This window comes from Thiobacillus sp., assembly GCA_024235835.1.
GTDB lineage: Bacteria > Pseudomonadota > Gammaproteobacteria > Burkholderiales > Thiobacillaceae > PFJX01.
The window spans coordinates 247,148-273,998 of sequence record JACKLQ010000002.1; the positions used below are offsets into that span (position 1 = coordinate 247,148).

Sequence of the window (26,851 nt, forward strand, 5' to 3'; positions counted from 1 at the left end):
TCAGGCCTTGGGATGCTGGTATTGGGCGAGAAGCTCGCGGATGGATTCCACCGTCCAGGCCGTGGTATTGGCGCCGATCTTGACGCCGGCCGGGGCCTTTCCAGTCTTTACCCAGTGCCACCATGTGCTGCGCCCGATGGGCAGGATTTGCAGGATGGTGGAGAGCCTGACGAAGCCGGTAGCGGGGAGGGTGACGGCGCGGGCCTGGCCGTGCTTCTCAAGATGGACCAGGGTGGCGGGGGAGAGTGTCTTACGGGACATGCTGGGCTCCTGCTGAACAGTGTGCCCGCATCCTGCCTGCCCCCTTTTTGACAGGCTTAGAGCGCTGTCAAACTATCTCCCAAACAATGCCCGCGAAACGGTTCGATACGCTGACTCCGGCAGCTTGAACTTCGTCAGAACAGACCGGATTCGATCCGCTTGATTGAGTTTGCGCGCCGCCTTGGGGGTCTGGTCTGTGTCATGTGCGCGCCAGTCCTCTTTGGCCTGTTCGGAATAGATGGTGCTTTCTCCGGCGGCCCTTTCGCGCATATCTGCCAGCCGATCAAGCTCGGCCTGGCCCCGTTCCGCAAGCGGTTCCAGGGTGTGGACCCGGCTATCCTGACGCCAGGAAAGCAGCGTTCGGCCCGTTCCCTCGATCTCGCGGATGGTTTCATCCGGAAGGCCGAATCCCAGTTTCAGGAAGTCCCGCGCCAGGAACAGCTTGAGGGCCAAGCTCGCGGCCGCTTCCTCTCGGGCATTCAGAAACGCGGGGCCGTAGTCGGCCAGCAGGTGACGGATTCCATCGGCGTCGGCCAGGTCTCCGGCGCGCCTGGGCATGTCGAATTTGTCGGGGCCAAACTCGGAAAGCGCCGCGCCGATCAGCCCTTCAAGCAGGTGATCCAGCGAGCCGCCGCGCCTGTACGCCTGCCCTTCCGCAGCCAATTCGCGAAGCGCGCGAATGGCATCCTCGAATCGGTCCGGGTCTGATATCAGATCCATTTGCGCCCCTCATGCGCCAGCCCCCAAAAGAAGGTGGGGGCGGCGTTCCGGGTTGAGGGTCCCCGGTTTTCGGCGGCCAAACCTAGCCGCCCCCGTAAAGCTCCGGTTCTCGTTGCGATGGGCCTGCAACCGGAAAAGTGCCCAGCTCCTACGACGCGGGAGCCAAGTCGCCGCGCCTCAACTCACAGATTCGCAAGCGATTCGCACAGGATTCGCACGCCGGAACCCAGTCGCCATGCGGACTTTCGCGGGATTCGCAGGATTCGCAAGGTTTTTCGGGTCTCGCATCATGCCGCCCTGTGCAGTGGCACCACGTTCCCCCCTCTCCCCTGGGCCTCGATTCGCTTCGCCCAGGCCTTCAAGGCGGCCTCTCGCAGGTCCAGATATTCCGCGTGGTTGTAATGGGCCAGGACGCCGGGCAAGACATGGTTGGCGATCTTGTGCCCCACGAAGGCCTCGAAACCCAGGTCGGGCAGGCGGGTTATCAGGCTGCGACGCAAATCATGGACGTGGCAGGGCGTGACGCCAGGCAGGACGCCGCGCTTGAACAGCGTCAGCAAGGCATTGTTGACGGACCTTCCGAAGATGGGCTGATCCTTGCGCAGGGGGGAAGCAAAGACGAATCGCTCTTCGCCCGTGAGCCTTTTCAGGTCTTGGAGTACCGCCACCGCCTGGGGCGCCAGGTGGACCAGATGGGCGCGCTGTTTCTTGGTGCGCTCCGCCGGGAGGCGCCAGAGCCCCCCGGCCAGGTCGAATTCGGCCCAGGCCGCGCCGCAAACCTCGTTTTCCCGCTGCCCCGTCAGGATCAGCAGCTTCAAGGCGGCGATGGTGACGGGATCGGACTTGCAGCGGCGGGGGTCTTCCAGCACCCGCCACAGGGCCGCCAGTTCATCCATGCGCAGGGTGGTCTCCCGCTTCCTGGGGGAGGCGTCCATATCCCGCCGCGTGACGCCTTCCAGGGGGTTGCCCGTGACCCATTCCCGCACCAGGGCGAAGCGCCAGAGCCGCCGGGCCTGGGCCAGGACTTCACCGGCCATCAGCTTGGCGGTGCGGCCTTCGTGGTGCCCTTCCGCGATCTTGTCCAGGGCGTCCAACAGGTCTTGGCGGGTGACGTCGCGGATTTTCTTGTCACCGATGAAGGCGGCCAGCCGATCCAGCCGGTAGCGGATGGCGCCCGCGCTTTTCTTGCCGTCCATGATCTTCTCCATGAAGACCTCGACGGCCTTGGCGACGGTAGGCGCCGCGATCTCGGCCGCTTCGGCGGTCTTCCTGGCGTCTTCCTCCGCCCGTTCCTGGGCCAGCTTGTCTTCCCATGCTGCCACCGGGTCATGGCCCGCCTTGCGCATCGCCCGCCATTCCCCGGCGATGGCGCGGGCCTGGGTAAGGGACTGGCGGCCATGTCGTAGCCAGTCTTCCAGGCTGGCGCCGGGAGCGCCGTCCCGGTCATACTGGCCAATGGTGTACTTTGTCCGCCGGCCCATAAGCTCGTACTCAATGACCCAGGTTTTCGTCCCATGGGGGCGGATGCGCATGAACAGCCCATCCCCATCCCCCAGCATCCGATCCCCCTTCAAATTCGGGAGGGCCTTGTCGTATGTGGCCGATGCGGTTTTGCCCATTTGGTTCTCCTTGGTGAGGACTTTTGAAAAGCTTGGGTGGGACTTATCTGGGTGGGGTTTTGGGTGGGTTTCTGGGTGGGATTGTATGAAATTGGGTGGGACTTCACAAGACACAAAAACCCCGCCCATAACTGTATGACGTTGATTTTATAGACTTGAATAGATCGGAGTAGATTACTTATGCGTTATTGGTTGATGAAATCCGAACCATCGGAATTCAGCATCGACGATTTGCACCGGGAGGGCCACGTGGCCTGGTTCGGCGTGCGCAACTACCAGGCCCGCAATTTCATGCGTGACCAGATGCGGGTGGGCGACAAGGTGCTGTTCTACCACTCCTCCTGTGACGAGCCTGGTATCGCCGGCCTCGCCGAGGTCTCCGTAGCCGCCTACCCGGACGAGACCCAGTTCGAGAAGGAGGGCAAATACTTCGACTCCAAGGCAACCCGGGAGAATCCCCGCTGGTTCAACGTGGAGGTGAAATTCAGGAAAAAGACCCGGCTCATGCCCATCGCCGAGCTGCGCCAGTACCCGGAGTTGGCCAACATGCGCATCCTGGCCAAGGGCAACCGCCTGTCCATCACCCCGGTGGACCCGGACGAGTGGAACTTCATCCTGAAGAAGCTGGGTTAACAAGTGGAATGGCTGCTGGCCTACCTGGCCCTGGGCCTGGTGACCGGCGTGATCGCCGGCCTGCTGGGCGTGGGCGGCGGGCTGGTGATGGTGCCGGTGCTCACCTGGGCCTATGCCCAGCAGGGCTTCACTGCGGACTTCAACATCCACCTGGCCCTGGGTACCTCCCTGGCGGTCATCGTACCCACCGCCGTGTCCAGCATGCGCGCCCACCATGCCCATGGCGCCGTGGACTGGCTGCTGGTACGCCGCATCACCCCGGGCATCCTCCTGGGCACCCTCCTGGGCGGGGGAATGGCGGTGCTTATGCCGGACCGGAACCTGAAGCTGTTCTTCATTGCCTTCCTGCTCTATGCCGCCACCCAGATGCTCCTGGGCTTCCGGCCGAAACCACAGCGAGGACTGCCCGGCCCAGCCGGCATGACCCTGGCGGGGAGCATCATCGGCCTGGTTTCCAGCTGGGTGGGCATCGGCGGCGGCACGATGTCAGTGCCCTTCCAGACCTGGTGCAACGTGGGCCTGCACCGGGCCATCGGCACTTCGGCGGCCATCGGCCTGCCTATCGCCCTGGCGGGCATGGCGGGCTACATGCTTTCCGGCCAGGCTGCGGCGGGGCTGCCCCCCTGGAGCCTGGGCTTCGTCTACCTGCCCGCCTTCCTGGGCATTGCCTTGGGCAGCGGCCTGACTGCGCCCCTGGGGGCCAGGCTGGCCCACCGCCTGCCGGTGGCAAGGCTGAAGAAGATTTTCGCCGGCCTGCTGTACCTGCTGGCGGTACGGATGACCTATAGCGTCTGGTTTTCCTGAGGCGACAATTCTCCACCCCCTGAATAGGAGAAAAACCATGCGTTGGATTGCCCTGTTGTTGGGCCTGCTGCTGACCGGGCTTGCCGTGGCCAGCGATTACGCCCGGGAGCAGAAGTGGGCGGACGAAATCCTGCCCGCCGTGCTGGTGGGCGACCCGGTCTGGCTGGAAGGCGAGAAGGACCACAGGTTCCTGGGCATCTACACGGAGGCCCCCAACGCCAAGGGAGCCGTCATCCTGGGCCACGGCATCGGCGTGCACCCGGACTGGGGTCTCATCGGCATGCTGCGCCAGAGCCTGGCGGAGAAGGGCTACACCACCCTGTCAATACAGTTCCCGGTGCTGGCGGCGGACGCCAAGGCCGAGGCCTACGCCCCCACCTTCGATGATGCGGCGGGACGCCTTGCCAAGGCCACGTCCTTCCTGAAGCAGAAAGGCTACGGGAAGGTCGCCATCGTCTCCCACAGCCTGGGCTGCCGCATGAGTTACCGCTACCTGAGCGGCAAGCCGGACGACGCCGTCAAGACCTGGGTGGCCCTATCCTCCCCGGGTGCCGAGGACTGGAACAAGTTGAAACTGCCCGTGCTGGACCTCTATGGCCAGAACGACCTGCCCGGGGTGCTGCAGAACGCCAGGACGCGGGCTCCCGGGCTGAAGCAACCGGGCTCCGCCCAGCAGCGCCTGCCCAATGCAGACCATTTCTTCACCGGCCAGGACGCGGAACTGCTGGAAGCCGTGAACGCCTATCTGGGGAAAAACCTGTAATCGGACCTGCGGCCCGGATCAAACCAGGCCCAGGTGGTCCAGGCCTGACAAGGGGGCATCCCCCTTTTCGCCCTTGATGTGGAGTTTGATCTTCAGGCGCAGGTCGTTGAAGGAATCAGCGTTGCGCAGGGCGTCCTCGGCCTTGACGTCGCCCTTGGCAAACAGGTCGAACAGGGCCTGATCGAAGGTCTGCATGCCCAGGTCCCGGGACCGGGTCATGATGTCCTTGATCTCGTCCAGGCGGCCCTGGAGGATCAGGTCGGAGATCAGGGGCGAGTTGAGCATGATCTCCACCGCCGGCACCCTCCCCTTGCCGTCCAGCCGTGGCAGCAGCCGTTGGGAAATGACCGCCCGCAGGTTCAGGGAGAGATCCAACAGCAACTGCTCCCGCCTTTCCTTGGGGAAGAAGCTGAGAATGCGGTCCAGGGTCTGGTTGGCGTTGTTGGCGTGGATGGTGGAGAAGCAGAGGTGGCCGGTTTCCGCGTAGGTCATGGCGTACTGCATGGTGTCCCGGTCCCGGATCTCGCCGATCATGATCACGTCCGGGGCCTGGCGCAGGGTGTTCTTCAGGGCGGATTCCCAGCTCTCGGTATCCATGCCCACTTCCCGCTGGGTGATGATGCTCTTGCCGTGCTCGTGCACGTATTCGATGGGGTCTTCCACCGAGACGATGTGGTCCTGGGAGTGCTGGTTGCGATAGCCCACCATGGCCGCCAGGGTGGTGGACTTGCCCGAACCCGTGGCCCCCGTGACGATGACCAGGCCCCTGGGCATCATGGTGATGTCCCGCAGGTTCATGGGCAAATGCAGTTCTTCCAGCATGGGGATTTGCGTGTTGATGTGGCGCAGCACCACGCCCACCCGGGTCTGCTGCATGAAGACGTTCACCCGGAAACGGCCCACGTCACCCACATGGATGGCGAAGTTGCATTCATGGGTGGCATCGAAATCCTTCTGCTGCCGCTCTGTCATCAGGGCCTTGGACAACAGCAAGGTATCCGTGGGAGTGAAGGTCTGCTTGGAGATGGGCGTCACCTTCCCGTTCAGCTTGATGGCCGGAGGGAATCCCGCCGTCAGGAACAGGTCGGACGCCTTGCGCGCCACCATGAAACGCAGCCACTCGTGAACATTCTCAAGGGTATTCATACGGACCCCACGCCTAGAAGAACGCGTCCTTGTTGACGGCCACCGCCCGGGCATCCTGGGCCGAGATAACGTTGCGCCGCACCAGTTCCGTCAAGCCCTGGTCCAGGGTCTGCATGCCCAGGTTCTGCCCGGTCTGGATGGAGGAATACATCTGGGCGATCTTGTTTTCCCGGATGAGGTTTCGGATGGCGGGGGTGCCGATCATGATCTCGTGCACTGCCACCCGACCGCTGCCGTCCTTGCGTTTGAGCAGGGTCTGGGAAATGACCGCCCGGATGGATTCGGACAGCATGGAGCGCACCATTTCCTTTTCCGCCGCCGGAAACACGTCCACCACCCGGTCGATGGTCTTGGCGGCCGACGAGGTGTGCAGAGTGCCGAACACCAGGTGGCCGGTCTCGGCCGCCGTGAGGGCCAGGCGGATGGTTTCCAGGTCCCGCATCTCGCCCACCAGGATCACGTCCGGATCCTCCCGCAGGGCGGAGCGCAGGGCCTGGGCGAAGCCGTGGGTATGGGGGCCCACCTCCCGCTGGTTGATCAGGCACTTCTTGCTCTTGTGCACGAATTCGATGGGGTCCTCGATGGTGAGGATGTGGCTGAACTGGTTCTCGTTGACGTAGTCCACCATGGCCGCCAGGGTGGTGGACTTGCCGGAGCCCGTGGGGCCGGTGACGATGACCAGACCCCGGGGGTTTTCGGAGATTTCCTTGAAGATCCTGGGCGCCTCCAGTTCCTCCAGGGTGAGCACCACGCTGGGAATGGTCCGGAACACGGCACCTGCGCCCCGTTCCTGGTTGAAAGCGTTCACCCGGAACCGGGCCACGTCCCTCAGTTCGAAGGAGAAGTCCACCTCCAGGAACTCCTCGTACACCTTGCGCTGGGCATCGCTCATGATGTCGTACACCATGGCGCGCACTTCCTGGTTGGAAAGCGCGGGCACGTTGATGCGACGGATATCGCCGTGCACCCGGATCATGGGAGGCAGGCCCGCGGAGAGGTGCAAATCGGACGCTTTGTTCTTGACCGAGAAGGCAAGAAGCTCGGAAATTTCCATTATAATTCCCTGACTTACGTGATTTTGTAGGGAGTTCAGCCCATTATGGGCGCAATCGCCGCCGCCTTGCAAGCTTGCCAGAACCGCATATCGGGCGCGTGCAGGCAGGCCGCCAGGGATGCATCCTGCGCGACTCTGCTGGCGGTTAGCAAGACCTTTCCCGCAACGGCCATCCGGGAGGCCTGGGATGCGGGCCAGCGCTGCTTTGGCGAGAGCTACGTGCAGGAAGCCGTGGGCAAGATGGACAATCTGGCCGACCTGTCCATCGAATGGCATTTCATCGGGCCCCTGCAAAGCAACAAGACCCGCCCAGTGGCGGAGCGTTTCCAGTGGGTTCATGGCGTGGAAAGCCTGAAAATCGCCCGGCGTCTCTCGGAGCAGCGACCAGGGCACCAGCCCCCCCTGCAGGCCTGCATCCAGGTGAACGTCAGCGGCGAGGCCAGCAAGCACGGCGTGCCCCCCCGGGGGGCCCTGGACCTGGCCCGGCAGGTGGCAGGCTTGCAGAACCTTCGCCTGCGGGGCTTCATGGCGATTCCGGAACCTTCGCCCGATCCGGCTGTACAACATGCCAGGTTCCGGTGCCTGGCGGACCTGCTGGCCCAGGCCCGTGGGGCAGGACTGGAACTGGACACCCTCTCCATGGGCATGTCCGCCGACCTGGAAACGGCCATCGCCGAGGGGTCCACCCTGGTGCGAGTGGGCACGGCCATTTTCGGCACGCGTCAATATACAAAGGATGCAGCAACATGAAACTTGGATTCATAGGCGGCGGCAACATGGCAGCCGCCATCGTGGGCGGCCTGCTGCGCAAAGGCTTCATGGCCAGCGACATTACCGTGGCCGAGCCCATCGCCGGGCGGCGGGCCTGGTTGATCCGGGAATTCGGCATCGGGGTCGAGGAAAGCGCGGCAGCGTGCCTGGATGCCGACGTCATCGTCCTCGCGGTGAAACCCCAGCAACTCAAGGAAGCACTGACCGTCCTGCCCACCCTGCAAGCGCGCCAACTGGTGCTTTCCGTGGCTGCAGGCGTGCGTGCGGCGGACATCAGCCGCTGGCTCAAGGGCCACGCCGCCGTGGCCCGGGCCATGCCAAACACCCCGGCTCTGGTGGGGGAAGGGGCCACGGGGCTGTTTGGCCTCCCCGGCACGAGCGCCGCTCAGCGGGACTGGGCCAGCCAGGTCATGGAGGCCGTGGGCATGGTGGTCTGGGTGGAGGAAGAATCCCAGATCGACGCCGTCACGGCCCTTTCTGGCAGCGGCCCCGCCTATGTGTTCTATTTCATCGAGGCCCTGGAACAAGCGGGCATCGAACTTGGCCTGACACCCCAGGTGGCCCGCCAACTGACGCTGCAGACCTTCCTGGGGGCAGCCACTTTGGCCGTGCAGGATCCGGCAGCCCCGGCGGAGCTCCGGGCCCGGGTCACCTCCAAGGGTGGCACCACCGAACGGGGCATCCAGGCCCTGGTGGAGGGAGGGGTCCACGCCGCCATACTCCAGGCCGCCCGGGCGGCGGCGGAACGTGCCCGGGAGATGGGCGACCAGCTGGGGAACTCTCAAGAAAACGAAGGGCAGTCCCAAGTTTTCTTGTCCCCCTCGGGGGGCGGGCCGGGCGCATCTCTGACCTGGGGGCGAACTTGATGCTGACGGATGCCTTGCAGTTTTTGATCCGCACCGGCCTGGACCTGTTGGCCTGCGCCTTCTTCCTGCGCTTCTGGATGCAATGGGCCCGGGTACCCGTGCATAACCCCTTCTCCCAATTCCTGATGAAAGTGACGGATTTCGCCGTGCGCCCGTTACGGCGGGCGGTGCCGGGATTCTTTGGCATGGACTGGGCCAGCCTGCTGCTGCTGCTGGTTACCAAAATCCTGGCCGTGGTGGCCATCCACTGGCTCATGAGCTACCCCTTCGCCGCCGCGGGCACCAAGGTGGTGCCCGGGTTCCTGGCTCTTGGCCTGGTGGCGTCATTGCGTCTAGGCCTCTACGTACTCATGGGGCTCATCGTCCTTCAGGCCATCCTCTCCTGGGTGAACCCCTTCTCGCCCCACGCCCCCGTGTTCTACGCCCTGTCCCGCCCCGTACTGGCCCCCTTCCAGAGGCTCATCCCCCCCATAGGAGGCGTGGACTTGACGCCCCTGGCCGCCCTCATCGCCATCCAGTTGCTCCTTGTGGCGCCCGTGGCCACGCTGGAACGCCTGGCCCGTGCCCTGGTGTGGTGATTCCCTGCCTGCGCGCCACGCCTCAGGGCACGGAAATCACCGTGCACATTCAGCCCGGAGCCGCCCATGGCGAGGTCGTGGGCCTGCACGGCGATGCCCTGAAGGTGAGGATACCCGCTCGCGCAGTGGAAGGCGCCGCCAATGCCGCACTGCTGAAATTCATCGCCGGGACCCTTGGCGTTCCGCTACGGGAGGTTAAAATCCTTCGCGGTGACAAATCCCGCCGGAAAGTATTGGAAACTCCATTGCCGGTGGATGCTGTAGCAGCAATTTTGACTGGACGACTGTGAAAGTCAGGGTGGGAGAGAGTTCATGAATTTCGGGCTGGAAAGCGGGATCTCCCGGTATAAGAACCGGCGCGACCGTCTCGTCAAGATCATCAGCGACTTCAAGGACTGGATCGAAAGCCACACCGAGTTTGAACCCGACCTGTTGCTGCGCATCTTCGACCTGAGCGAGAACCTGAAGCGGGACCGGCTGATGCTGGCCTTCGTGGCGGAATTCAGCCGGGGCAAGACGGAACTCATCAATGCCCTGTTCTTCTCCGACTTCAAGCAGCGCCTGCTGCCTTCGGACGCTGGTCGCACCACCATGTGTCCCACGGAGATCTATTACGAGCCGGGCACCGAACCCTACATCCGTCTGCTGCCCATCGAGACCCGCTTCCGGGACGACAGCATCACGGCCCTGAAGCGGCTGCCGGTGGAGTGGAACACCGTCAAGCTGGACGTGACGGACCCCAATGCCATGACCTCCGCCCTGCGCAAGCTGGCCGAGACAAAGGTGGTGTTCAAGGTGGAGGCCCGGGCCCTGGGGCTTTGGGACGAGAACGACCCCAACCTGTCCTACATGGTGAAGGACCAGGACCGGGTGGAAATCCCCGCCTGGCGCTACGCCATGATCAACTACCCCCACCCCTTGCTGGAATCCGGCCTGGCCATCCTGGACACCCCGGGCCTGAACGCCATGGGCGCGGAACCGGAACTGACCCTGTCCGCCATCCCCAATGCCCACGCCCTGCTGTTCCTGCTGGCCACGGACACGGGGGTGACCCAGTCGGACTACGAGATCTGGAACAAGCTGGTGTCCAAGCACGCTGGCCAGCACTACGCGGTGCTGAACAAGATCGACATGCTCTGGGACGACCTCAAGAGCCCCGAGGACATCGGCCGCACCATACAGCGTCAGATCGAATCCACAGCCACCCAGCTGAACATCTCCCCCTCCAGCGTGCTGGCCATATCTGCCCAGAAGGCCCTGGTGGGCAAGGTGCGCGGCGACGACGATCTGCTCAAGCGTTCAGGCATCCAGGCCCTGGAAGTGCTGCTGGCCCGGGAGATCATCCCCTCCCGGGAAAAGATCATGCGCGAGTCGGTGATCAGGGAGATGGGCCCCCTCATCAACGAGGCACGGGAAACGGCCTACCACCGCCTCATGACCGCCCACCAGAGCCTGCAAGACCTGCAGGCCCTGTCCGGCAAGAACCAGCAGATCATCGGTCAGCTGCGGGAGAAGATGCTGGCGGACAAGCAGAACTATGACGTGACCATGCGCAACTTCAACGTCACGCGCAAGATCATCGGCGAGCAGGGCCAGGAGCTCCTCACCCACCTGGAAGAGCAGCGCCTGGAAAAGATCATCGAGGAGTCCATGCTGACCATCAGCGGCAGCTGGACCACCGCCAGCCTGATCAAGGGCATGCAGACCCTGATCCAGCGCATGGGCGCGGAATTCGATTTCGCCAACAAGCAGTGCGCCGCCATCACCCAGCTGCTCAACACGGCCTACCATCGCTTCCACGAAGTCCATGGTCTGGAGGAGGCGGTGCCGCCTCTGCTGAAACTGAACCGCTACCGCGCCCGACTGGACGAATTGATGGTGAGCACGGAGGAATTCTGCGCCGACCCCCTCAACATCATGCTGGAAAAGCGATTCATGATTAAGAAGTTCTACATCGCCCTGGTGGCTCAGGCCCGCCTGGTGTTCCAGCAGGTGCAGATCGAGACGGAAACCTGGCTGCGCCTCACCCTGGACCCCATCGTGGCCCGCATCCATGAGCACAAGTCCCAACTGGAGCGCCGCCTGGAGAACCTCAACAAGGTGCACGCCAACCTGGGTTCCCTGCAGGAGCGCAGCGCCCTGGTGAACAACGAGATCATCAAGCTGCGACACCAGCTGGAATCCATCGAGGCCATCGTCAAGGAATTCTCCATCCTCACCGGCCTGCCGGTTCGCCCCCTGGAGCAGCTGGGCACGCCCGCCCCCGTCAAGGCAGCCTGATTCCCGGGCTTACCCGCCCTAGAGCAGGATGATGTCGTACTGCTCCTGGGTGAACAGGCTTTCCACCTGCAGCGAAATCGGCTTGCCGATGAAGTCAGACAGCTGGGCCAGGCTTTGGGACTCCTCGTCCAGAAACAGGTCGATCACGGCCTGGGAGGCCAGGATGCGGTACTCCTTGGCGTTGAACTGGCGAGCCTCCCGGATCAGGCCCCGCAGGATCTCGTAGCAGGTGGTCTGGGCGGTCTTGATCTGGCCCCGGCCCTGGCAGGTGGGGCAGGCCTCGCACAGCACGTGGCTCAGGCTTTCACGGGTACGTTTACGGGTCATCTCCACCAGGCCCAGAGAGGTAAACCCGTTGATGGTCATGCGAGTGCGGTCCCGGGCCAGGGCCTTGGTCAGTTCCCCCAGCACGGCCTCCTTGTGTTCCGCGCTGTCCATGTCGATGAAGTCCAGGATGATGATGCCGCCCAGGTTGCGCAGGCGCAGCTGGCGGGCGATGGCCTGGGCCGCCTCCAGGTTGGTCTTGAAGATGGTCTCGTCGAAACTGCGCCCGGAGACGAAGCCGCCGGTGTTCACGTCGATGGTGGTCAGGGCCTCTGTCTGGTCCACGATCAGGTAACCGCCGGACTTCAGGTCCACGCGCCGCCCCAGGGCCTTCTCGATCTCGTCCTCCACGCCATAGAGGTCGAACAGGGGACGCTCCGCCACGTAATGGCTCACCTTTTCCGCCACGTTGCGGGTGAATTCCTCGGCGAAGCCCTTCATGCGGGCATAGGTCTCCCGGGAGTCCACCAGGATGCGGTCGGTTTCATCGCTGGAAAAATCCCTCAGCACCCGGTGGGCCAGGTCCAGTTCCTGGTAAATGGCTGCCGGGGCGGCCGTATTCTCGGAACGTGCCTGGATGGCATCCCACAGGGCGTGCAGGTATTCCACGTCGGCCGCCAGTTCGGATTCCTCCGCCATGTTGGCCATGGTGCGAATGATGAACCCCCCTTTGCCGTTCTCAGGCAGTACACGGTTCAGGCGTTCGCGCAGGAGTTCCCGTTCCGCCTCGTCCTCGATCTTCTGGGAAATGCCGATGCGAGTCTCCTGGGGCAGGTACACCAGAAAGCGCCCCGCCATGCTGATCTGGGTGGAAAGCCGTGCTCCCTTGGCGCCGATGGGATCCTTGATGACCTGCACCAGGATGCTCTGGCCTTCGTGCAACACCTTTTCTATGGGACGCGGGCAGTTGTCGCAACGGGCCTCTATGATGTCCCCCACGTGGAGGAACGCCGCCCGGTCCAGGCCGATATCCACGAAGGCCGACTGCATGCCGGGCAACACCCGGGACACCTTTCCCAGGTAGACATTGCCCACCATCCCCCTCTGGGTACTGCGCTCGATGTGCAGTTCCTGGACCGCGCCCAGGTAGATCACCGCCACCCGGGTTTCCTGGGGCGTCACGTTGATGAGAATCTCTTCGCTCATGGCATTCATGGGTAATGGATAGTGGGAAATGGGGAGCCGCTCCCCACTTCCCGCTCCCCACTTCCCTTCAAAAAACCTCGAAACCCACCTCCCGCAGCAACTCTGCGGTCTCGTGAAGGGGCAGGCCCATGACCCCGGAATAACTGCCCGAGAGGTGCTCTATGAAGATGGCCGCGCGACCCTGGATGCCATAGCCGCCCGCCTTGTCGAAGGGCTCGCCGCTGGCCACATAGGCGGCGATCTCCGCCTCGGTCAGGGTCTTGAAAGTGACTTGACTCTCGCTGAGCCCCACCCTGATCCGCCCCTGGTAGGCAACGGCCACGGCGGTCAGCACCGTATGGGTGCGTCCGGCATAGAGGCGCAGCATGGCGACGGCTTCCTCCGCGTCTCCGGGCTTTCCCAGGATACGGCCGTCCAGGGTCACGGTGGTGTCCGCTGCCAGAATGGGCCACGCGGGCAGATGGCGTGCCTGCTGGGCCAGCATCCCCGCCTTCACCTTCATGCGCGCCAGGCGCTGCACGTAATCGATGCCTGGCTCGTCCGCCAGTGGAGTTTCGTCCACGTCTGCACGCTCCGGGCTGGCGCGCAGTGGCAGCACCATGGGGCTCAGGCCCACCTGGCGCAGCAAATCCAGGCGGCGCGGACTTTGGGAGGCGAGGTACAGATTGCGGGACATGACCGGTATTGTCCGACATTTTTCCATCCGCTTTACGTTCACCACCCGACCGCAGGGTGGACTCAATCCCGATGATAGGGATGGTTGTGCAGCAGGCTCATGGCCCGATAGACCTGTTCCGCCACCAGTACCCGGGCCATGGCGTGGGGGAGCGTCAGGCGGGACAGGGCCAGACTGGTTTCCGCGCGCTCCAGCAACCCCGGCGCCAGGCCATCGGCACCACCGATGACCAGCACCGTGTCCTTGCCGGACTCCAGCCAGCGCTCAAGCAGATCCGCCAGTTCCCGGGTGCTGACCTGCCTGCCATGCTCGTCCAGGGCCACCAGGCGGCTGGCCGCCGGCACCTTCTCCAGCAAGCGCGCAGCCTCCGCCTGCTTGATGGCGTCAGCAGACTGGCCTGCGCGCTTCTCCGGCTTCACCGTCACCAAGACCATGCGCGCCTCCCGCGGCAGGCGCTTCAGATACTCCGTGGTGGCGTCCTCCGCCCATGCGGGCATCTTGTCCCCCACCGCCAGCAGGGTGAGTTTCATGGCACCAGGGCCTGCACGGCGGCCGCTTCCCGCTCCGGGGCGAACAAGGGTGCGCGGATGGCGCATTGGCGGGCCAGTAGTTCATAGAATCCGGCATCCGTTTTGGCGCGATGCATCAGCCCTGCCAGGGCACGATCGTCACCCACGGGAAAATAGCCCGCGTAGTCCCGGCCCAGCATGCCCACGTTGCCTGGTACATCCGACGCCAGGACAGACGTGGCAAGCGTGACCGCCTCGCAAATGACATTGGCGCCCCCCTCCATGCGGGAAGGCACCACCAGCAGGTGGCTGCGGGCGATGCGGCGTCGGGTCTGGCCATGGGGACGCCCACCCAGCCACTTCCAGCGAAATTCCAGGCGATCCAGGGCATCTGCTTCCAAATCCAGGCCGGGCTGCAACTCACCCTCCACATGCCAGGCGTGGATGCGGCGGGGTGGGGGCAGATGCCGCAAGGCCAGAACGGCGCGGAAGGGATCCTTCTCGTCCCGCAGGTGGGCCACCACACCCACGCTGAAATGCCGCACCGGCCGGGGCTGGGGCACCAAGGTGGGCGCAGACTGAAAAACCACCACTGTCTTGTGGTGGTAGGCCTGCGGGATTTCTGCCACGCCCTCCTCCTGCAGAACCATCAGCCTATGGGCCAGCTTCAGGGAGAGTTGGGCATCCACGTCGAAACGGATGTCGCGGTACAGGTCCGTTCCGGTGAGCACCAGGATCAGGGGACTGTCCGGATGGGCCCGGGCGAATCTGGCGATGGACGCATGGCTGCGGCGTGCGTGAAGGGCGACCATGGCCTGGACGGGGGAACCATCACATTCCATCGCCGTATCCACGCGATGTCCGTCCCGGCGTAAGAACGCCCTCCACCGCACGGCTGTATGCGCGTTGCCGTTGCGGCCCCGGGGCAAGTAAGGACTGATCAGGGCGATACGCATGACGCGACTATAGTGCATTAAGCAGAAGCGCGATTTCCCTCTTTACAAGGCGATAAACCCTCAATAAAATGCGCGACTCTCGTGTGGGGGTATAGCTCAGCTGGGAGAGCGCTTGCATGGCATGCAAGAGGTCAGCGGTTCGATCCCGCTTACCTCCACCAGGAATCGAGAAAGCACGGAAATCCGGGCTTTCGGCCTCATAAGTCCCTATCGTCTAGAGGCCTAGGACATCGCCCTTTCACGGCGGTAACCGGGGTTCGAATCCCCGTGGGGACGCCAGACAAATCAACGGCTTGCAGCGATGCAAGCCGTTTTCTTTTGTGCCTCCTCCGACTGAGGCTCAGGGTTCCATGGGCCTCTCTCCTGCCAGGGCGCTCCAGCCCCGGACCAGGCGGTACAGCACCCAGATTCCCACAACCAGCATGAGGGCCACGGCCACGGGGATGCCGATGAGGGTGAAGGCCAGGGCCATGGCGATGACCACCCACAGCAGGGCATACCAGAAGGTGCGCAATTGCCAGCGGAAGTGGGACTCCAGATAGGTGCCCCGCACCTCACGCTGGTTGATGTAATTCAGCACCACCGCGATGATGGACGGCCAGCCGCTGAGAAATGCGGTGACGATGAAAGCGGCGCTGACCAGGCCGGTGAGTGCGCTGAAGGCATGGAGGCCGTACATCACATGGGTCATCGTGACCATGCCGTCCCGGGGCATCAGTTGGGCTTGGGGCTTCAATTCGTCCTGCATGGCCTCTTCCTTTCAGTGGGCTACCTGGCTGCCTGGCGGGCATGCTGGGCGGCGCCCCATAGTTCCTCGAGGTTGTAGTGGGCCCGAACGGCGGGGTGCATGACGTGCACCACCAGGCTGCTGGCATCCACCAGCACCCATTCCCCTACCTCGGCGCCTTCCGTGCCGATGATGTCCGCGCCGGCCGCCTTTAGCTTTTCCAGCACATTGTCCGCCAGGGACTTCACCTGGCGGGTGGAATCGCCGCTGGCGATGATCATGCGGTCGAACAGGGAGGTCAGGTGGCTCACGTTGATGACGGTGATGTCCTTGCCCTTGATATCCTCCAGGGCGGCGACGGCGATCTTGACCAGTTGATCGGGAGTGAGGTGTTCAGACATATAAATGGTGCTCGTTGATGTAATCGATGACGGAGTCCGGCAACAGGTAGCGCAGGCTCTTGCCCCGCAGAGCCCGTTCCCGGATCTGGCTGGCTGAGATGTCCAGCTGGGTGATGGCATGTAGATGGATCAGCCCGGCGGTTTTTTCCGACAGTTCGCCAGGCTGTTCACAACGGCGGGTGGCCAGCAGCCTGCGCAGGGGCTCAGGCAAAGCGTCCTCCCATACCGCCGAGGTGAAGCCAGGACGATGGGCCACTGCCAGATGGGCCAGGTCCAGCAGTTCCTCCCAGCGGTGCCAGGTGGTAAGGCCCATGAAGGCATCGCCACCCATGAAAAGGATCAGGGGCGTGCCGCCAGGCAACTCCTTGCGCAGGGCTTTGAGGGTCTCCACGCTGTAGCTGGGGCTGGCCTTTTGTATCTCCCGCTCGTCCAGCACGAAGCGTGGATTTCCCGTCACGGCCCGCCGTGCCATTTCCAGGCGGTGGTGGGCAGCGGCCCGGGGCTGGCGCCGGTGGGGAGGCAGACCCGCCGGCAGGATGCGCACCTCGGCCAGGCCCAGCAACTCGGCCATTTCCTCCGCCAGTCGCAGGTGGCCGTAGTGGATGGGGTCGAAGGTACCGCCGAGCAGGCCGACGGCCTGCGGGGAGGGGGGATGGGGTATGGGGTATGGGCTCCCCCCGGTCTTAGCGCCTTTCCCCATCACTCATCGCTCATCACTCATCACCCCCTGACATGGCCGTCTCCCAGCACCACCCATTTCTGGCTGGTGAGGCCCTCCAGGCCCACGGGGCCCCGGGCGTGGATCTTGTCGGTGGAGATACCGATCTCCGCTCCCAGACCGTATTCGAAGCCGTCGGCGAAGCGGGTGGAGGCGTTGATCATGACCGAGCTGGAATCCACCTCGCGCAGGAACTGCATGGCGTTGGGGTGGTTGGTGGTGAGGATGGCATCCGTGTGGTGGGAACTGTACTTGTTGATATGGGCGATGGCCTCCGCCACGCTGGCCACCACCTTCACGCTGATGATGGGCGCCAGATATTCGGTGTACCAGTCCTCTTCCGTGGCATCGATCAGCCGGGCGCCTGACACGGCGGACAGGATGGCCCTGGACGCCGCGTCGCAGCGCATCTCCACCCCCTTGGCGGCAAAGACCTCGCCGATACGGGGCAGGAAGCCGGCGGCAGCCTGCTCGTGCACCAGCAGGGATTCGGTGGCGTTGCAGGGGCTGTATTTCTGGGTCTTGGCGTTTTCGGTAACCCGCAGGGCCTTGTCCATGTCGAACTCGGCATCGACGTAGGTGTGACAGTTGCCGTCCAGGTGCTTGATGACCGGCACCTTTGCCTCGTTGGTGATGCGCTCGATCAGGCCCTTGCCGCCCCGGGGGATGATGACGTCCACATAAGCGGGCATGGTGATGAGATCGCCCACGGCGGCCCGGTCGGTGGTTTCCACCAGTTGCACGGCGGTGCGCGGCAACCCGGCGCTTTCCAGGGCCTGCCCCACCAGTTGCCACAAGGCCAGGTTGGACTGGATGGCTTCCGAACCGCCGCGCAGGATGCAGGCGTTGCCGCTCTTTACGGCCAGGGACGCGGCCTCGATGGTCACGTTGGGACGGCTTTCATAGATCATGCCGAACACGCCCAGGGGCACGCGCATCTGGCCGACGCTGATGCCCGTGGGACGGCGCTTGATGCCGGTGATTTCGCCCACCGGGTCTGGCATGGCGGCCAGCTGCTCACAACCTTCCGCCATGGTGGCGATGACTTTCTCGGTGAGGCGCAGGCGGTCCACCATGGGGGCCGACAGGCCGGCGGCCTCGGCGGCGGCAATGTCCCTGGCATTGGCTTCGGCGAGGACCGCGCCCGAGGCGCGCAGCAGTCGGGCCAGTTCGGAAAGGGCCTCGTCCTTGGCGCGGGTCGACGCGCGGGCCATGGCCGCGGAGGCGTCACGGGCCTGCTGGCCCAGGGTTGTCATGTAGGCTTTGATGTCCATTTGGTGCTCCAACGCGAGTGCGGCCCGACGCGGGGCCGCCTACGATACAAATGCCGGCGCCCGGCCCCGTTGCATGAGGACCAGGCCCAATTGCTTCAACTCATCCCAGGCATCTTCCCGGAGCAGGCCCTTGGCCGCACGGTCCAGACGGGCCAGTCCTCCCATGGCCCAGGCCAGGCGGGCGGGGTCAGCCCGCTTCAGGGCCCGTTCCAGCAGACCCTGGCGGCTTTCCCAGACCCGCAGGGCAGCCATGAGGCCCTGGAGCCGTTCGCCCCGGGAGAGGCCGGCGGCCAGCCGGTACAGGGTCCGCACCTCGCCTCCGAACACCGCCAGCACCAGGGGCAGGCCCTCGCCTTCCGCCTTCAGTCCGTCCAGTATCCGGCAAAAACGCGCCGCGTCCGCCTTTAGGAAGGCCTCGGACAGGTCTCCCACATCATAGCGTGCCACATCCGCCACGGATGCCCGGGCCGTGGCCAGGTCCAGGGGGCCGGGTGGCAGGAGGAGGGCCAGCTTCTCGATCTCCTGGTGGGCGGCCAGCAGGTTGCCCTCCACCCGGGCCGTGAGCCAGGCCAGGGTCTCCCGATCTGCCTGCAGGCCGTGACGTCCAAGGCGCTCGCCGATCCAGTCCGGCAGGCGGTCCAGGGTGGGGGGCCAGGTCTGCACCAGCACCCCCTCACCTTCCATGGCCTTGACCCATTTCACCGCCAGGGCCGCCTTGTCCAGACGGGGCGTGGTCACCAGCAGCAGGGTGTCGGCGGGCGGCTGCAGGGCCCAGGCCTCCAGCACCTTGCCCCCCTCCACCCCGGGCTTGCCCGTGGGCAGGCGCAGTTCAATCAAGCGGCGGCTGGCAAACAGGGACAGGGAATCGAAGCCGCCGGACCAGGCCCGCCAGTCGAAGCCGGGCTCGGACTGTGCGCTTTGGCGCTCGTCGTAGCCCTGGGCCAGTGCAACTGCCCTGATCCGGGCCACGGTCTCGTCCACCAGCAGGGGCTCGTCGCCGCTCACCAGCCACACGGGGGCCAGGGACCCCTTCAGGGCACTGGCCAGCTGGTCTCCACGAATACGCATCAGCGCTTCACGTAGGACAGACGTCGCAAGGCCTGGCGCAATACCTCCTGCTCCATGGCCCGGTTGAGGCTGGCCTCTTCGGCCTCCTTGGGCAGGATCAGGGCGTCGTCGTAGGAAAACTCCCGCAACTGCTGCAGTTCCACGGGGGCGATCAACTCATTGCCCGTGCCATCCGTCACCTTCAGGGTCACGCTATAGACAAGGCGGTATTCCCGCACCTTGCCGCCGCCGGATAGGGAGAGGATGTTTTTTTCGCGCCGCTCGTCCAGGACACGAATTCGAACCGGCGCATCCTTGGCCTGGGCAGCGAGTTTGCCCTGGGCCCCCAGGGCCTGGCGCAGGAAAGGCGCCAGCACGGAAGCTTCGGGCGCATCCACGTAGGCACTGGCGAAGGGTAACCGGGCCTCGCCCCTCAGCTGAAAGCCGCAGCCGGCCGGCAGGACCGTCAAGAACGCCAGGAAAATCCCCACTAATCGCGCCATCCTCGCTCCTTACACCACCACGTTGACCAGACGACCCGGCACCACCACCACCTTCTTGGGGGCCTTGCCGTCCAGATGCTTCAGCAGTTCCGGGCTGGCCAGGGCGGCCTGCTCGATGGCGTCCCTGGACGCATCCGCCGCCACCTTGAACTTGCCCCGCAGCTTGCCATTCACCTGCAGCATGAGTTCGACCTCATTTTGCACCAAGGCGGATTCGTCCGCCTGGGGCCAGGGGGAACACAAGATGTCATTCCCGAAGCCAATATCTCGCCACAACTGCTGCGTGACATGGGGCGTAATTGGTGAAAGTAGGCGAATCAAAATGCTAAGTCCCTCCGCACGCAGGGCCACTCGGGGTATGAACCATACTGGAGCGGAAACACCTTGCTTAAGGGCCGGGTCAGGCAAGCGATAAAGCGTGTTGAGTATCTTCATGCATGATGCAACTACCGTATTGAACTGGCACTTACTGATATCAATGTTTGCCTGTTTAAGGTTTTCGTGAATGTCACGACGGGCGGCCGAAAATTCATCGGTTGCTTGTGACCAATCAAATACGTATTGCTCAGGAGGGTTCTTCTCATGCGCGACATGTTGCGCAATTGAGGACGCGTTTTCGTACGCAAAAGACCACAAACGCTTGAGGAAGCGGTGGGCCCCCTCCACGCCGGCATCGGACCACTCCAGGGACTGTTCCGGCGGGGCGGCGAACATCATGAACAGGCGGGCGGTGTCGGCGCCGTACTGGTCGATGAGGGCCTGGGGGTCGACGCCATTGTTCTTGGACTTGGACATCTTCTCCACGCCGCCGATGACCACGGGCTGGCCGTCGGCTACCAACTTGGCCGCAACGATGTGGCCCTTGTCGTTTCGCTCCACTTCCACGTCGGCGGGGTTGATCCACTGCTTTTTTCCGTCCGGCTGGTCACGGTAATAGGTCTCCGCCACCACCATGCCCTGGGTGAGCAGGTTGGCGAAGGGCTCGTTGCCGCTCACCAGGCCCTCGTCGCGCATGAGCTTGTGGAAGAAGCGGGCGTACAAGAGGTGCAGGATGGCGTGCTCGATGCCGCCGATGTACTGGTCCACCGGTAGCCAGTAGTTGGCCCGGCCGTCCAGCATGCCCTTGTCCAGATCGGGACAGGCGTAGCGGGCGTAGTACCAGGAGGACTCCACGAAGGTGTCCATGGTGTCCGTTTCCCGCTCTGCCTTGCCACCACATTTTGGACAGGCGCACTCGTAGAAGGACGGCATCTTCTTGATGGGGGACCCCACATCGATCTTCACGTCCTCGGGCAGCGCCACGGGCAGGTCTTTTTCCGGCACCGGCACGTCGCCGCAGGCGGGGCAGTGGATGATGGGGATGGGGCAGCCCCAGTAGCGCTGGCGGCTGATACCCCAGTCCCGCAGGCGCCAGGTGGTGCGCCGGTCCCCCAGGCCCAGGTTCTTCAGCACCAGGGCGATCTTCTCGATGGCGTCCTGGGAGGTTCGGCCGGAGAAATCGCCGGAGTCGAACAGAGTTCCAGCATCTGCGTACCAAAACTTCCATTCACCCGAATCAAAGGTCTTGTCTTTAAAAGCTTTTTGAAGCTGCTCAAGACCATTTTCGTTCCACTCGCCTTTGTCAATTTCTGTCTGGATATCGCTTCTAGCCTCTTCATCAGCTGTACGAATAACTTGCTTGATTGGGAGGCCATATTTCTTCGCAAAGGCAAAATCCCGCTCATCATGGGCCGGCACCGCCATGACCGCGCCCTCGCCGTAGCCCATGAGCACGTAGTTGGCCACCCACACGGGGACCGGCTCATTGGTGAAGGGGTGGTAGACCTTCAGGCCCGTGTCCATGCCCTTCTTTTCCATGGTGGCCATGTCGGCCTCGGCCACGCTGCCCTGCTTGCATTCGTGGATGAAGGCGGCCAGTTCAGGATTGTTGGCGGCGGCCTGCTGGGCCAGGGGGTGCTCGGCGGCCACGGCCACGTAGGTCACCCCGAACAGGGTGTCGGCCCGGGTGGTGAAGACTTTCAGGACGCTGTTTTCACCCGACTGGCCGGCCTGGTGGCGCTCATTCAGGGGGAAGTGGATCTCCACCCCGAAGCTCTTGCCGATCCAGTTCCGCTGCATGGTTTTCACCCGCTCGGGCCAGCCGGGCAGGCTGTCCAGTTCGGACAGCAACTCTTCCGCATAGTCGGTGATGCGGAAGAAGTACATGGGGATGTCCCGCTTTTCCACCAGGGCGCCGGAGCGCCAGCCCCTGCCGTCGATGACCTGTTCGTTGGCCAGCACGGTGTGGTCCACCGGGTCCCAATTCACCGTGGCCATCTTCTTGTATATGACGCCCTTCTCGAACAGGCGGGTGAACAGCCACTGCTCCCAGCGGTAATAGTCCGGCTTGCAGGTGGCCAGTTCCCGGGACCAGTCGATGGCCAGGCCCAGGGACTTCAACTGCCTGCGCATGTAGTCGATGTTGGCGTAGGTCCAGCCAGCGGGGGCCACGTTGTTGGCCATGGCCGCGTTCTCGGCGGGCAGGCCGAAGGCGTCCCAGCCCATGGGCTGCAGCACGTTGAAGCCCTTCATGCGGTGGTAACGGGCCAGCACGTCGCCGATGGTGTAGTTGCGCACGTGGCCCATGTGCAGCTTCCCGGAGGGATAGGGGAACATGGACAGGCAGTAGTACTTGGGCTTGGTGGTGACTTCCACGGCCTTGAAGGCCTGTTTTTCTTCCCAGTGCTGCTGGGCTTCCGGCTCGATGATCTCCGGGCGGTATTGGGCGTCCATGGCTGTGTCTATCCGGGGGCGAACTTGGAATGGGTCTAACTGCTTGAAGGAGCGGTGGATTATAGCCGTCCTTCGGGTGACAGGCCCGGGACGCGCCGTATATACTCCAACGGATATTTTCTTGAAATTTCGTCTGACCCAGGGGAGATCCCACATGTCCAAGAAGCATCCCGTCGTCGTCGTCACCGGCTCTTCCGGTGCCGGCACCACTACCGTCAAGCGTGCCTTCGAGCACATTTTCAAGCGCGAGAACCTGAACGCCGCCGTGGTCGAGGGCGACAGCATGCACAGCCTTGGTCGCGTGGAATTCAAGGCCGCCATGCAGGCCGCCGAAGCCCAGGGCAACAAGTCCTTTTCCCACTTCGGTCCCGAGGCCAACGATTTCGAAGGCCTGGCCAACATCTTCAAGACCTACGGCGAGACCGGCGGCGGCAAGAAACGCTATTACATCCACAGTGACGAGGAAGCGGCCGCCCTGAACAAGCGCCTGGGCACCAACCTGAAGCCGGGCGAGTTCACCCCCTGGGAAGACATGCCCGGCGGCACCGACCTGCTGTTCTACGAGGGCCTGCACGGCATGGTGGTCTCCGACAAGGTGGACATGGCACAGTATGTGGACCTGGCCATCGGCGTGGTGCCCGTGGTGAACCTGGAGTGGATCCAGAAAATCCATCGCGATGGTGCCGAGCGGGGTTACTCCGCCGAAGTCATCGTGGATACCATCCTGCGCCGCATGCCCGACTACGTGCACTACATCACCCCCCAGTTCTCCCGCACGGACATCAACTTCCAGCGGGTCCCCACGGTGGATACCTCCAACCCCTTCATCGCCCGTGACATTCCCACCCCGGACGAGAGTTTCATCATCATCCGTTTCCGCGATCCCAAGGGCGTGGATTTCCCCTACCTGCTGAACATGATCCCGGACTCCTTCATGTCCCGTCGCAACAACATCGTCGTGCCCGGTGGCAAGATGGGTTTCGCCATGGAATTGATCCTGGAACCCCGCATCCATGATCTGGTGTCCGGCGCCAAGAAGTGATTTTTCGATTCAGCGAAAATGAAGCCGGGCTACGCCCGGCTTTTTTTTGTTCGGGCCGACGCCGGGAAAAAATCCCCCTGCCCCTCTATCATTGTGATGTCGGTCCGGCTTCCCGGGTTTCGACAAAAGGTGCGGAAAGGTTCGATTTCGGGCATGAGACAGGTCGGGCGCCCACTCTATTCATTGCTTGCCGCCGGACTGCTGGTTCTGGTGCTGGTATCCGCTTTCACCTCGGCCATCGCGGAGCCCAGGAAGGCCATCCAGTTTCAGTTCACCGACCTGGACGGCCGTCCAGTCCGGCTGGAAGACTTCCGGGGCAAATGGGTACTGGTCAATTTCTGGGCTTACTGGTGCCCCATCTGCCGCATCGGCATCCCCTCCCTGAATGGCCTGAACAAGCGCGACGACCTGGTGGTCATCGGTGTGAGCCTGGACTATGGCGGCGACGAGGGCAACATCCGCGAGGCGGTGGACCAGCACGCCATGCAGTATCACGCCCAGGTGGCCGGTGGTTCACGGCGGGACCCCAACAGCCCCTATCGCCAGGTCGGGCCGGTGGACTATTTTCCTACGTCCTATCTGTACGACCCCACGGGGGAAATCGTCATGTTCATTCCCGGCCAGCTGCGCAAGAGCCAGTTGCTGGCTTTCATGGACGAATGGCGCAAAGAAAAGCCTGGCAGCGTGGTGAAGCTCACTTATGCCATGGACCAGGGCAAGTTCGAATCCGCCCTCACTCGCCGCTTCGGTTCCGCCGGCAGCAATGCCTTCAAGCAATGGCAGGCCCTGCGGCAGCGACTGGCTGCGGTCCAGGACGCGGACAAGTTGAAGGAGGTCAACGATTTCTTCAACCGCCGGGTGCGCCACATGGAAGACCGCCAGGCCTGGGGTCGCCAGGACTATTGGGCAACGCCGTCTGAGACCTTGGGCGCCGCCCGCGGCGACAGCGAGGACATCGCCATCGCCAAATACTTCACACTGTTGAGCGTGGACATCCCCGTGGAACGCCTGCGCCTGGTCTACGCCCGCCTGAACGACCCCAGCGGCAAGCGCAAGGACCCGGTGCACATGGTGCTGGCCTATTACGCCACCCCCACCGGCGACCCCCTGGTGCTGGACGACCATTTCCCTGAAATCCGGCCCGCGTCCCAGCGCACCGAGCTGCGACCCGTGTACAGCTTCAACAGCCAGAACGTCTTCGTGCAGACGGAAACCTCCACCTACAACCAGCCGCCGTGGCAGCAGATCCTTCAGCGCGCCCAGGCGGAAGGCTTCGAATAGGAGAGTCGCCATGTCGCTCTACCGCCAACTCTGGGCCTCCATTCTCGTCAGCATGCTCATCGCGCTGGCGGCCAGCCTTTTCGCCGTGCTGTTCAATGGCCGCATTTACCTGGAGAAGCAGCTCAGCATCAAGAACCGGGACAACGCCGCCGCCCTGGCCCTGGCCATGGGCCAGCAGGACCTGGGAGCAGACGGCCTGGTGGTGGCGGTCACGGCCCAGTTCAACAGCGGCCAATACGAATACATCCAGATCAACGACCCCCAGGGCCGCAGCATCGTCGAACGCATCGCCCCCGGGGCCGACCCGGAGGTGCCTCGCTGGTTCATCCGGCTGCTTCCAATCCGGCCCGCCCCCGGCGTGGCCCAGATCAGCAGCGGCTGGCAGCAGGTGGGCAGCATCGTCCTCATGAGCCAGAGCAGGTTCGCGTACCGTGACCTGTGGGACGGCGCCCTGTCCCTGTGTGGCGTCATGCTGGCCGCGGGTCTCCTGGGTGGCGGCCTCGGCACATTGGTGCTGCGCCGCATCCGCAAGCCCATGCGCGCGGTCATCGACCAGGCCAACGCCATCTCCCAGCGCCGGTTCGCCACCATCCCGGAGCCCGAGGTGCCGGAACTGCGCCAGCTCGCCTCCGCCATGAACGACATGGTCACGCGCCTGGGCCAGGAATTCCAGGAGGACGCTGCACGCTTCGAGACCCTGCGCCGGCAGGCCAACTTCGACCCCCTCACAGGCCTGGCCAACCGGTCGTTCTTCATGGCCAACCTGACCAAGGCCCTCACCTCCGAAGACAGCCCCGGCGGCAGCCTGGCCATCATCCGCGTGGCCCGGCTGGAACATATCAACCGCCAGTTCGGGCGGGAGGCCGCCGACGCCCTGCTGGTACGCATCAGCCAGACCCTGGGCGCCATGGGCGCGGCATGCCCGGGCATCTTCGCCGCGCGCCTGAAGGGAGCCGACTTTGCCCTCATGCTCACCGCCGAGTGCGACACCCGCTCGGTGCTGGAAACCCTGCAGGACAAACTGGGAGAACTTGCGGAACCCTATGCGGACCGGGTGGCATCTTCCTACATCGGTTTCGGCGCCTACTACCCCGGAGAACTCCAATCCGACCTGCTGGCACGCGTCGACCAGGCCGTGGCCGAGGCTGAAAGCGAAGGCCACGACGCCGTTCGGGAGGCACCGCCCTGCTGTCAGGCCCCGACGCCTACGAATACCGAGGACTGGCGTCAGGCTCTCCGTCATGTGCTGACCCATCCCGACCATCTGAAACTGGTCCAGCAACCTATTTCACTGGAGGGCAATCCCCAATGCGAATGCCATTTGCGCATAAGGCTGGCGGGCGAAGGAGACTGGCTACCAGCCTACCGCTTCATGCCCCAGGCCGAACGCATCGGCCTAGCCCCGGACTTGGACCTGGCCGCCATTTCCCTGGCCCTGGATCGGCTCGAGGCGGGACAGGATGGCAAGGCAAGCTGGATCAACCTGTCCTCCCGTTCCATGGCGGATAGCTCCTTCCGCGACCGCCTCCTGGAAGCCTTGATGTCACGGCACGAACTGCTGGACCGATTGTGGCTGGATGTCCACGAAATCGGCGCTATCCGCCGCCTGGACGGCCTGCGGGAGATGGCCCGCATGCTCAAGCCCCTGGGCTGCCGCCTGGGCCTGAGTCATTACGGCCATCAGTTCAGCCGCATCGGCGACCTCTACGGCCTGGGCCTGGACTTTCTCAAGGTGGATGCCTGCTTCATCCGCGACATCCAGGCCAGCCCAGGCAATCAGGCCTTCCTGGCAGGCCTGCGGGACACGGCCCACAAGATCGGCATGAAAGTTCTGGCGGAAGGCGTGGAAAGCCAGGCCGAACTGGACAAGCTGGTGGAATTGGGACTGGACGGCCTTACCGGTCCAGTGCTGGGCGAAAAGGCGTGATGCGCCCTGGCACGTTTGGGGGAAAATTATTGTTCATGTCCCACTGCCCTGCA

The 26,851-nt window shown here is 63.8% G+C and carries 27 protein-coding genes and 2 tRNA genes; 13 read left to right on the top strand and 16 right to left on the bottom strand.

Annotation, left to right across the window (positions count from 1 at the left end):
- The 3 genes from H6935_09360 to H6935_09370 form a co-directional block, all read right to left on the bottom strand.
- The gene (locus tag H6935_09360; GenBank protein ID MCP5278556.1) at positions 1–261 is read right to left on the bottom strand and encodes an AlpA family phage regulatory protein; all 261 of its coding nucleotides are present in this window, start codon (positions 259–261) and stop codon (positions 1–3) included.
- A gap of 72 nt (positions 262–333) precedes the next feature.
- Positions 334–981 carry a hypothetical protein gene (locus H6935_09365; GenBank protein ID MCP5278557.1) on the bottom strand — a complete coding sequence of 216 codons (648 nt, stop codon included), beginning with the start codon at positions 979–981 and terminating at the stop codon, positions 334–336.
- Positions 982–1,268: 287 nt separating this feature from the next.
- Positions 1,269–2,600 carry a tyrosine-type recombinase/integrase gene (locus H6935_09370; GenBank protein ID MCP5278558.1) on the bottom strand — a complete coding sequence of 444 codons (1,332 nt, stop codon included), beginning with the start codon at positions 2,598–2,600 and terminating at the stop codon, positions 1,269–1,271.
- A 180-nt stretch (positions 2,601–2,780) separates the two neighbouring features.
- On the opposite strand from H6935_09370, the gene H6935_09375 reads away from it, so the two are divergent.
- Genes H6935_09375 through H6935_09385 form a run of 3 tightly spaced genes read left to right on the top strand, consistent with a single transcriptional unit; the run spans position 2,781 to position 4,800 of the window.
- The gene (locus H6935_09375) at positions 2,781–3,233 is read left to right on the top strand and encodes an EVE domain-containing protein (protein ID MCP5278559.1); all 453 of its coding nucleotides are present in this window, start codon (positions 2,781–2,783) and stop codon (positions 3,231–3,233) included.
- Positions 3,234–3,236: 3 nt separating this feature from the next.
- The gene (locus H6935_09380; protein MCP5278560.1) at positions 3,237–4,037 is read left to right on the top strand and encodes a sulfite exporter TauE/SafE family protein; all 801 of its coding nucleotides are present in this window, start codon (positions 3,237–3,239) and stop codon (positions 4,035–4,037) included.
- A gap of 37 nt (positions 4,038–4,074) precedes the next feature.
- Positions 4,075–4,800: a DUF3530 family protein gene (locus tag H6935_09385; GenBank protein ID MCP5278561.1), complete on the top strand. Its 726-nt coding sequence runs from the start codon at positions 4,075–4,077 to the stop codon at positions 4,798–4,800.
- A gap of 18 nt (positions 4,801–4,818) precedes the next feature.
- On the opposite strand, the gene H6935_09390 is transcribed toward H6935_09385, so the two are convergent.
- Positions 4,819–5,946 (bottom strand): PilT/PilU family type 4a pilus ATPase, encoded by a 1,128-nt coding sequence (locus H6935_09390; GenBank protein ID MCP5278562.1) that lies wholly within the window; start codon positions 5,944–5,946, stop codon positions 4,819–4,821.
- A 13-nt stretch (positions 5,947–5,959) separates the two neighbouring features.
- On the bottom strand, positions 5,960–7,000 hold the full coding sequence (locus H6935_09395; GenBank protein MCP5278563.1) for a type IV pilus twitching motility protein PilT: 1,041 nt from the start codon (positions 6,998–7,000) through the stop codon (positions 5,960–5,962).
- Positions 7,001–7,045: 45 nt separating this feature from the next.
- On the opposite strand from H6935_09395, the gene H6935_09400 reads away from it, so the two are divergent.
- From H6935_09400 to H6935_09420, 5 genes are read left to right on the top strand one after another with little or no spacing between them, the layout of a single operon-like run.
- A complete protein-coding gene (locus tag H6935_09400; protein MCP5278564.1) occupies positions 7,046–7,750 on the top strand; it encodes a YggS family pyridoxal phosphate-dependent enzyme in 705 nt (234 codons plus the stop codon).
- Positions 7,747–8,637: a pyrroline-5-carboxylate reductase gene (locus tag H6935_09405; GenBank protein ID MCP5278565.1), complete on the top strand. Its 891-nt coding sequence runs from the start codon at positions 7,747–7,749 to the stop codon at positions 8,635–8,637. Before H6935_09400 ends, H6935_09405 begins: the two co-directional genes overlap by 4 nt.
- Complete coding sequence (locus H6935_09410; GenBank protein MCP5278566.1) at positions 8,637–9,215, top strand: YggT family protein; 579 nt, start codon at positions 8,637–8,639, stop codon at positions 9,213–9,215. The genes H6935_09405 and H6935_09410 overlap by 1 nt, the downstream gene beginning before the upstream one ends.
- The gene (locus tag H6935_09415; protein MCP5278567.1) at positions 9,209–9,505 is read left to right on the top strand and encodes a DUF167 domain-containing protein; all 297 of its coding nucleotides are present in this window, start codon (positions 9,209–9,211) and stop codon (positions 9,503–9,505) included. The genes H6935_09410 and H6935_09415 overlap by 7 nt, the downstream gene beginning before the upstream one ends.
- A 22-nt stretch (positions 9,506–9,527) precedes the next feature.
- Positions 9,528–11,495, top strand: coding sequence for a dynamin family protein (locus H6935_09420; protein MCP5278568.1), 1,968 nt, complete (start codon positions 9,528–9,530; stop codon positions 11,493–11,495).
- Positions 11,496–11,513: 18 nt separating this feature from the next.
- Here the strand turns inward: H6935_09420 and rng are convergent, their stop codons facing one another.
- The 4 genes from rng to H6935_09440 all read right to left on the bottom strand — a co-directional run bounded on the left by rng (position 11,514) and on the right by H6935_09440 (position 15,106).
- Positions 11,514–12,965 (bottom strand): ribonuclease G, encoded by a 1,452-nt coding sequence (gene rng, locus H6935_09425; GenBank protein ID MCP5278569.1) that lies wholly within the window; start codon positions 12,963–12,965, stop codon positions 11,514–11,516.
- 67 nt (positions 12,966–13,032) lie between these two features.
- The gene (maf, locus tag H6935_09430) at positions 13,033–13,641 is read right to left on the bottom strand and encodes a septum formation inhibitor Maf (protein ID MCP5278570.1); all 609 of its coding nucleotides are present in this window, start codon (positions 13,639–13,641) and stop codon (positions 13,033–13,035) included.
- Between the two features lie 62 nt (positions 13,642–13,703).
- Positions 13,704–14,171 carry a 23S rRNA (pseudouridine(1915)-N(3))-methyltransferase RlmH gene (gene rlmH / locus H6935_09435; GenBank protein ID MCP5278571.1) on the bottom strand — a complete coding sequence of 156 codons (468 nt, stop codon included), beginning with the start codon at positions 14,169–14,171 and terminating at the stop codon, positions 13,704–13,706.
- Positions 14,168–15,106, bottom strand: coding sequence for a TIGR04348 family glycosyltransferase (locus tag H6935_09440; protein ID MCP5278572.1), 939 nt, complete (start codon positions 15,104–15,106; stop codon positions 14,168–14,170). Before H6935_09440 ends, rlmH begins: the two co-directional genes overlap by 4 nt.
- Positions 15,107–15,191: 85 nt before the next feature.
- Between H6935_09440 and H6935_09445 the strand changes: the two genes are divergently transcribed.
- Together H6935_09445 and H6935_09450 are read left to right on the top strand one after the other, a co-directional pair.
- Positions 15,192–15,267: transfer RNA gene (locus H6935_09445), tRNA-Ala, on the top strand.
- Between the two features lie 42 nt (positions 15,268–15,309).
- Positions 15,310–15,385, top strand: a tRNA-Glu gene (locus H6935_09450).
- 61 nt (positions 15,386–15,446) lie between these two features.
- On the opposite strand, the gene H6935_09455 is transcribed toward H6935_09450, so the two are convergent.
- The 7 genes from H6935_09455 to H6935_09485 are packed head-to-tail and all read right to left on the bottom strand — an operon-like array spanning position 15,447 to position 22,548.
- The gene (locus tag H6935_09455) at positions 15,447–15,821 is read right to left on the bottom strand and encodes a hypothetical protein (GenBank protein ID MCP5278573.1); all 375 of its coding nucleotides are present in this window, start codon (positions 15,819–15,821) and stop codon (positions 15,447–15,449) included.
- 53 nt (positions 15,822–15,874) lie between these two features.
- Positions 15,875–16,234: a ribosome silencing factor gene (rsfS, locus tag H6935_09460; GenBank protein ID MCP5278574.1), complete on the bottom strand. Its 360-nt coding sequence runs from the start codon at positions 16,232–16,234 to the stop codon at positions 15,875–15,877.
- Complete coding sequence (gene nadD, locus H6935_09465) at positions 16,227–16,934, bottom strand: nicotinate-nucleotide adenylyltransferase (protein ID MCP5278575.1); 708 nt, start codon at positions 16,932–16,934, stop codon at positions 16,227–16,229. Before nadD ends, rsfS begins: the two co-directional genes overlap by 8 nt.
- 20 nt (positions 16,935–16,954) lie before the next feature.
- The gene (locus tag H6935_09470; GenBank protein MCP5278576.1) at positions 16,955–18,226 is read right to left on the bottom strand and encodes a glutamate-5-semialdehyde dehydrogenase; all 1,272 of its coding nucleotides are present in this window, start codon (positions 18,224–18,226) and stop codon (positions 16,955–16,957) included.
- 39 nt (positions 18,227–18,265) lie between these two features.
- Positions 18,266–19,297 carry a DNA polymerase III subunit delta gene (locus H6935_09475; protein MCP5278577.1) on the bottom strand — a complete coding sequence of 344 codons (1,032 nt, stop codon included), beginning with the start codon at positions 19,295–19,297 and terminating at the stop codon, positions 18,266–18,268.
- A complete protein-coding gene (locus H6935_09480; protein ID MCP5278578.1) occupies positions 19,294–19,776 on the bottom strand; it encodes a lipoprotein B transmembrane in 483 nt (160 codons plus the stop codon). The genes H6935_09475 and H6935_09480 overlap by 4 nt, the downstream gene beginning before the upstream one ends.
- A gap of 9 nt (positions 19,777–19,785) precedes the next feature.
- A complete protein-coding gene (locus H6935_09485; protein MCP5278579.1) occupies positions 19,786–22,548 on the bottom strand; it encodes a leucine--tRNA ligase in 2,763 nt (920 codons plus the stop codon).
- Between the two features lie 154 nt (positions 22,549–22,702).
- Here H6935_09485 and H6935_09490 point away from each other — a divergent pair, with 154 nt between their 5' ends.
- From H6935_09490 to H6935_09500, 3 genes are all read left to right on the top strand, one after another.
- A complete protein-coding gene (locus tag H6935_09490) occupies positions 22,703–23,590 on the top strand; it encodes a phosphoribulokinase (GenBank protein ID MCP5278580.1) in 888 nt (295 codons plus the stop codon).
- 153 nt (positions 23,591–23,743) lie between these two features.
- Positions 23,744–24,871 (top strand): redoxin domain-containing protein, encoded by a 1,128-nt coding sequence (locus H6935_09495; protein ID MCP5278581.1) that lies wholly within the window; start codon positions 23,744–23,746, stop codon positions 24,869–24,871.
- A 10-nt stretch (positions 24,872–24,881) separates the two neighbouring features.
- Positions 24,882–26,798, top strand: a complete 1,917-nt coding sequence (locus H6935_09500; GenBank protein ID MCP5278582.1) for an EAL domain-containing protein — start codon at positions 24,882–24,884, stop codon at positions 26,796–26,798.
- Positions 26,799–26,851 lie beyond the last annotated feature (53 nt).

Bases quoted from the DNA above. Each gene is read 5' to 3' on its own strand.
- rlmH (MCP5278571.1), bottom strand. From the start codon at position 14,171: ATGAAACTCACCCTGCTGGCGGTGGGGGACAAGATGCCCGCATGGGCG.
- H6935_09370 (MCP5278558.1), bottom strand. From the start codon at position 2,600: ATGGGCAAAACCGCATCGGCCACATACGACAAGGCCCTCCCGAATTTG.
- H6935_09500 (MCP5278582.1), top strand. From the start codon at position 24,882: ATGTCGCTCTACCGCCAACTCTGGGCCTCCATTCTCGTCAGCATGCTC.
- maf (MCP5278570.1), bottom strand. From the start codon at position 13,641: ATGTCCCGCAATCTGTACCTCGCCTCCCAAAGTCCGCGCCGCCTGGAT.
- H6935_09485 (MCP5278579.1), bottom strand. From the start codon at position 22,548: ATGGACGCCCAATACCGCCCGGAGATCATCGAGCCGGAAGCCCAGCAG.
- H6935_09410 (MCP5278566.1), top strand. From the start codon at position 8,637: ATGCTGACGGATGCCTTGCAGTTTTTGATCCGCACCGGCCTGGACCTG.
- H6935_09490 (MCP5278580.1), top strand. From the start codon at position 22,703: ATGTCCAAGAAGCATCCCGTCGTCGTCGTCACCGGCTCTTCCGGTGCC.
- rng (MCP5278569.1), bottom strand. From the start codon at position 12,965: ATGAGCGAAGAGATTCTCATCAACGTGACGCCCCAGGAAACCCGGGTG.
- H6935_09495 (MCP5278581.1), top strand. From the start codon at position 23,744: ATGAGACAGGTCGGGCGCCCACTCTATTCATTGCTTGCCGCCGGACTG.
- H6935_09390 (MCP5278562.1), bottom strand. From the start codon at position 5,946: ATGAATACCCTTGAGAATGTTCACGAGTGGCTGCGTTTCATGGTGGCG.
- H6935_09480 (MCP5278578.1), bottom strand. From the start codon at position 19,776: ATGGCGCGATTAGTGGGGATTTTCCTGGCGTTCTTGACGGTCCTGCCG.
- H6935_09385 (MCP5278561.1), top strand. From the start codon at position 4,075: ATGCGTTGGATTGCCCTGTTGTTGGGCCTGCTGCTGACCGGGCTTGCC.
- H6935_09470 (MCP5278576.1), bottom strand. From the start codon at position 18,226: ATGGACATCAAAGCCTACATGACAACCCTGGGCCAGCAGGCCCGTGAC.
- H6935_09375 (MCP5278559.1), top strand. From the start codon at position 2,781: ATGCGTTATTGGTTGATGAAATCCGAACCATCGGAATTCAGCATCGAC.
- H6935_09405 (MCP5278565.1), top strand. From the start codon at position 7,747: ATGAAACTTGGATTCATAGGCGGCGGCAACATGGCAGCCGCCATCGTG.
- nadD (MCP5278575.1), bottom strand. From the start codon at position 16,934: ATGGGGAAAGGCGCTAAGACCGGGGGGAGCCCATACCCCATACCCCAT.
- rsfS (MCP5278574.1), bottom strand. From the start codon at position 16,234: ATGTCTGAACACCTCACTCCCGATCAACTGGTCAAGATCGCCGTCGCC.
- H6935_09365 (MCP5278557.1), bottom strand. From the start codon at position 981: ATGGATCTGATATCAGACCCGGACCGATTCGAGGATGCCATTCGCGCG.
- H6935_09395 (MCP5278563.1), bottom strand. From the start codon at position 7,000: ATGGAAATTTCCGAGCTTCTTGCCTTCTCGGTCAAGAACAAAGCGTCC.
- H6935_09440 (MCP5278572.1), bottom strand. From the start codon at position 15,106: ATGCGTATCGCCCTGATCAGTCCTTACTTGCCCCGGGGCCGCAACGGC.
- H6935_09400 (MCP5278564.1), top strand. From the start codon at position 7,046: ATGGGCGCAATCGCCGCCGCCTTGCAAGCTTGCCAGAACCGCATATCG.
- H6935_09455 (MCP5278573.1), bottom strand. From the start codon at position 15,821: ATGCCCCGGGACGGCATGGTCACGATGACCCATGTGATGTACGGCCTC.
- H6935_09360 (MCP5278556.1), bottom strand. From the start codon at position 261: ATGTCCCGTAAGACACTCTCCCCCGCCACCCTGGTCCATCTTGAGAAG.
- H6935_09420 (MCP5278568.1), top strand. From the start codon at position 9,528: ATGAATTTCGGGCTGGAAAGCGGGATCTCCCGGTATAAGAACCGGCGC.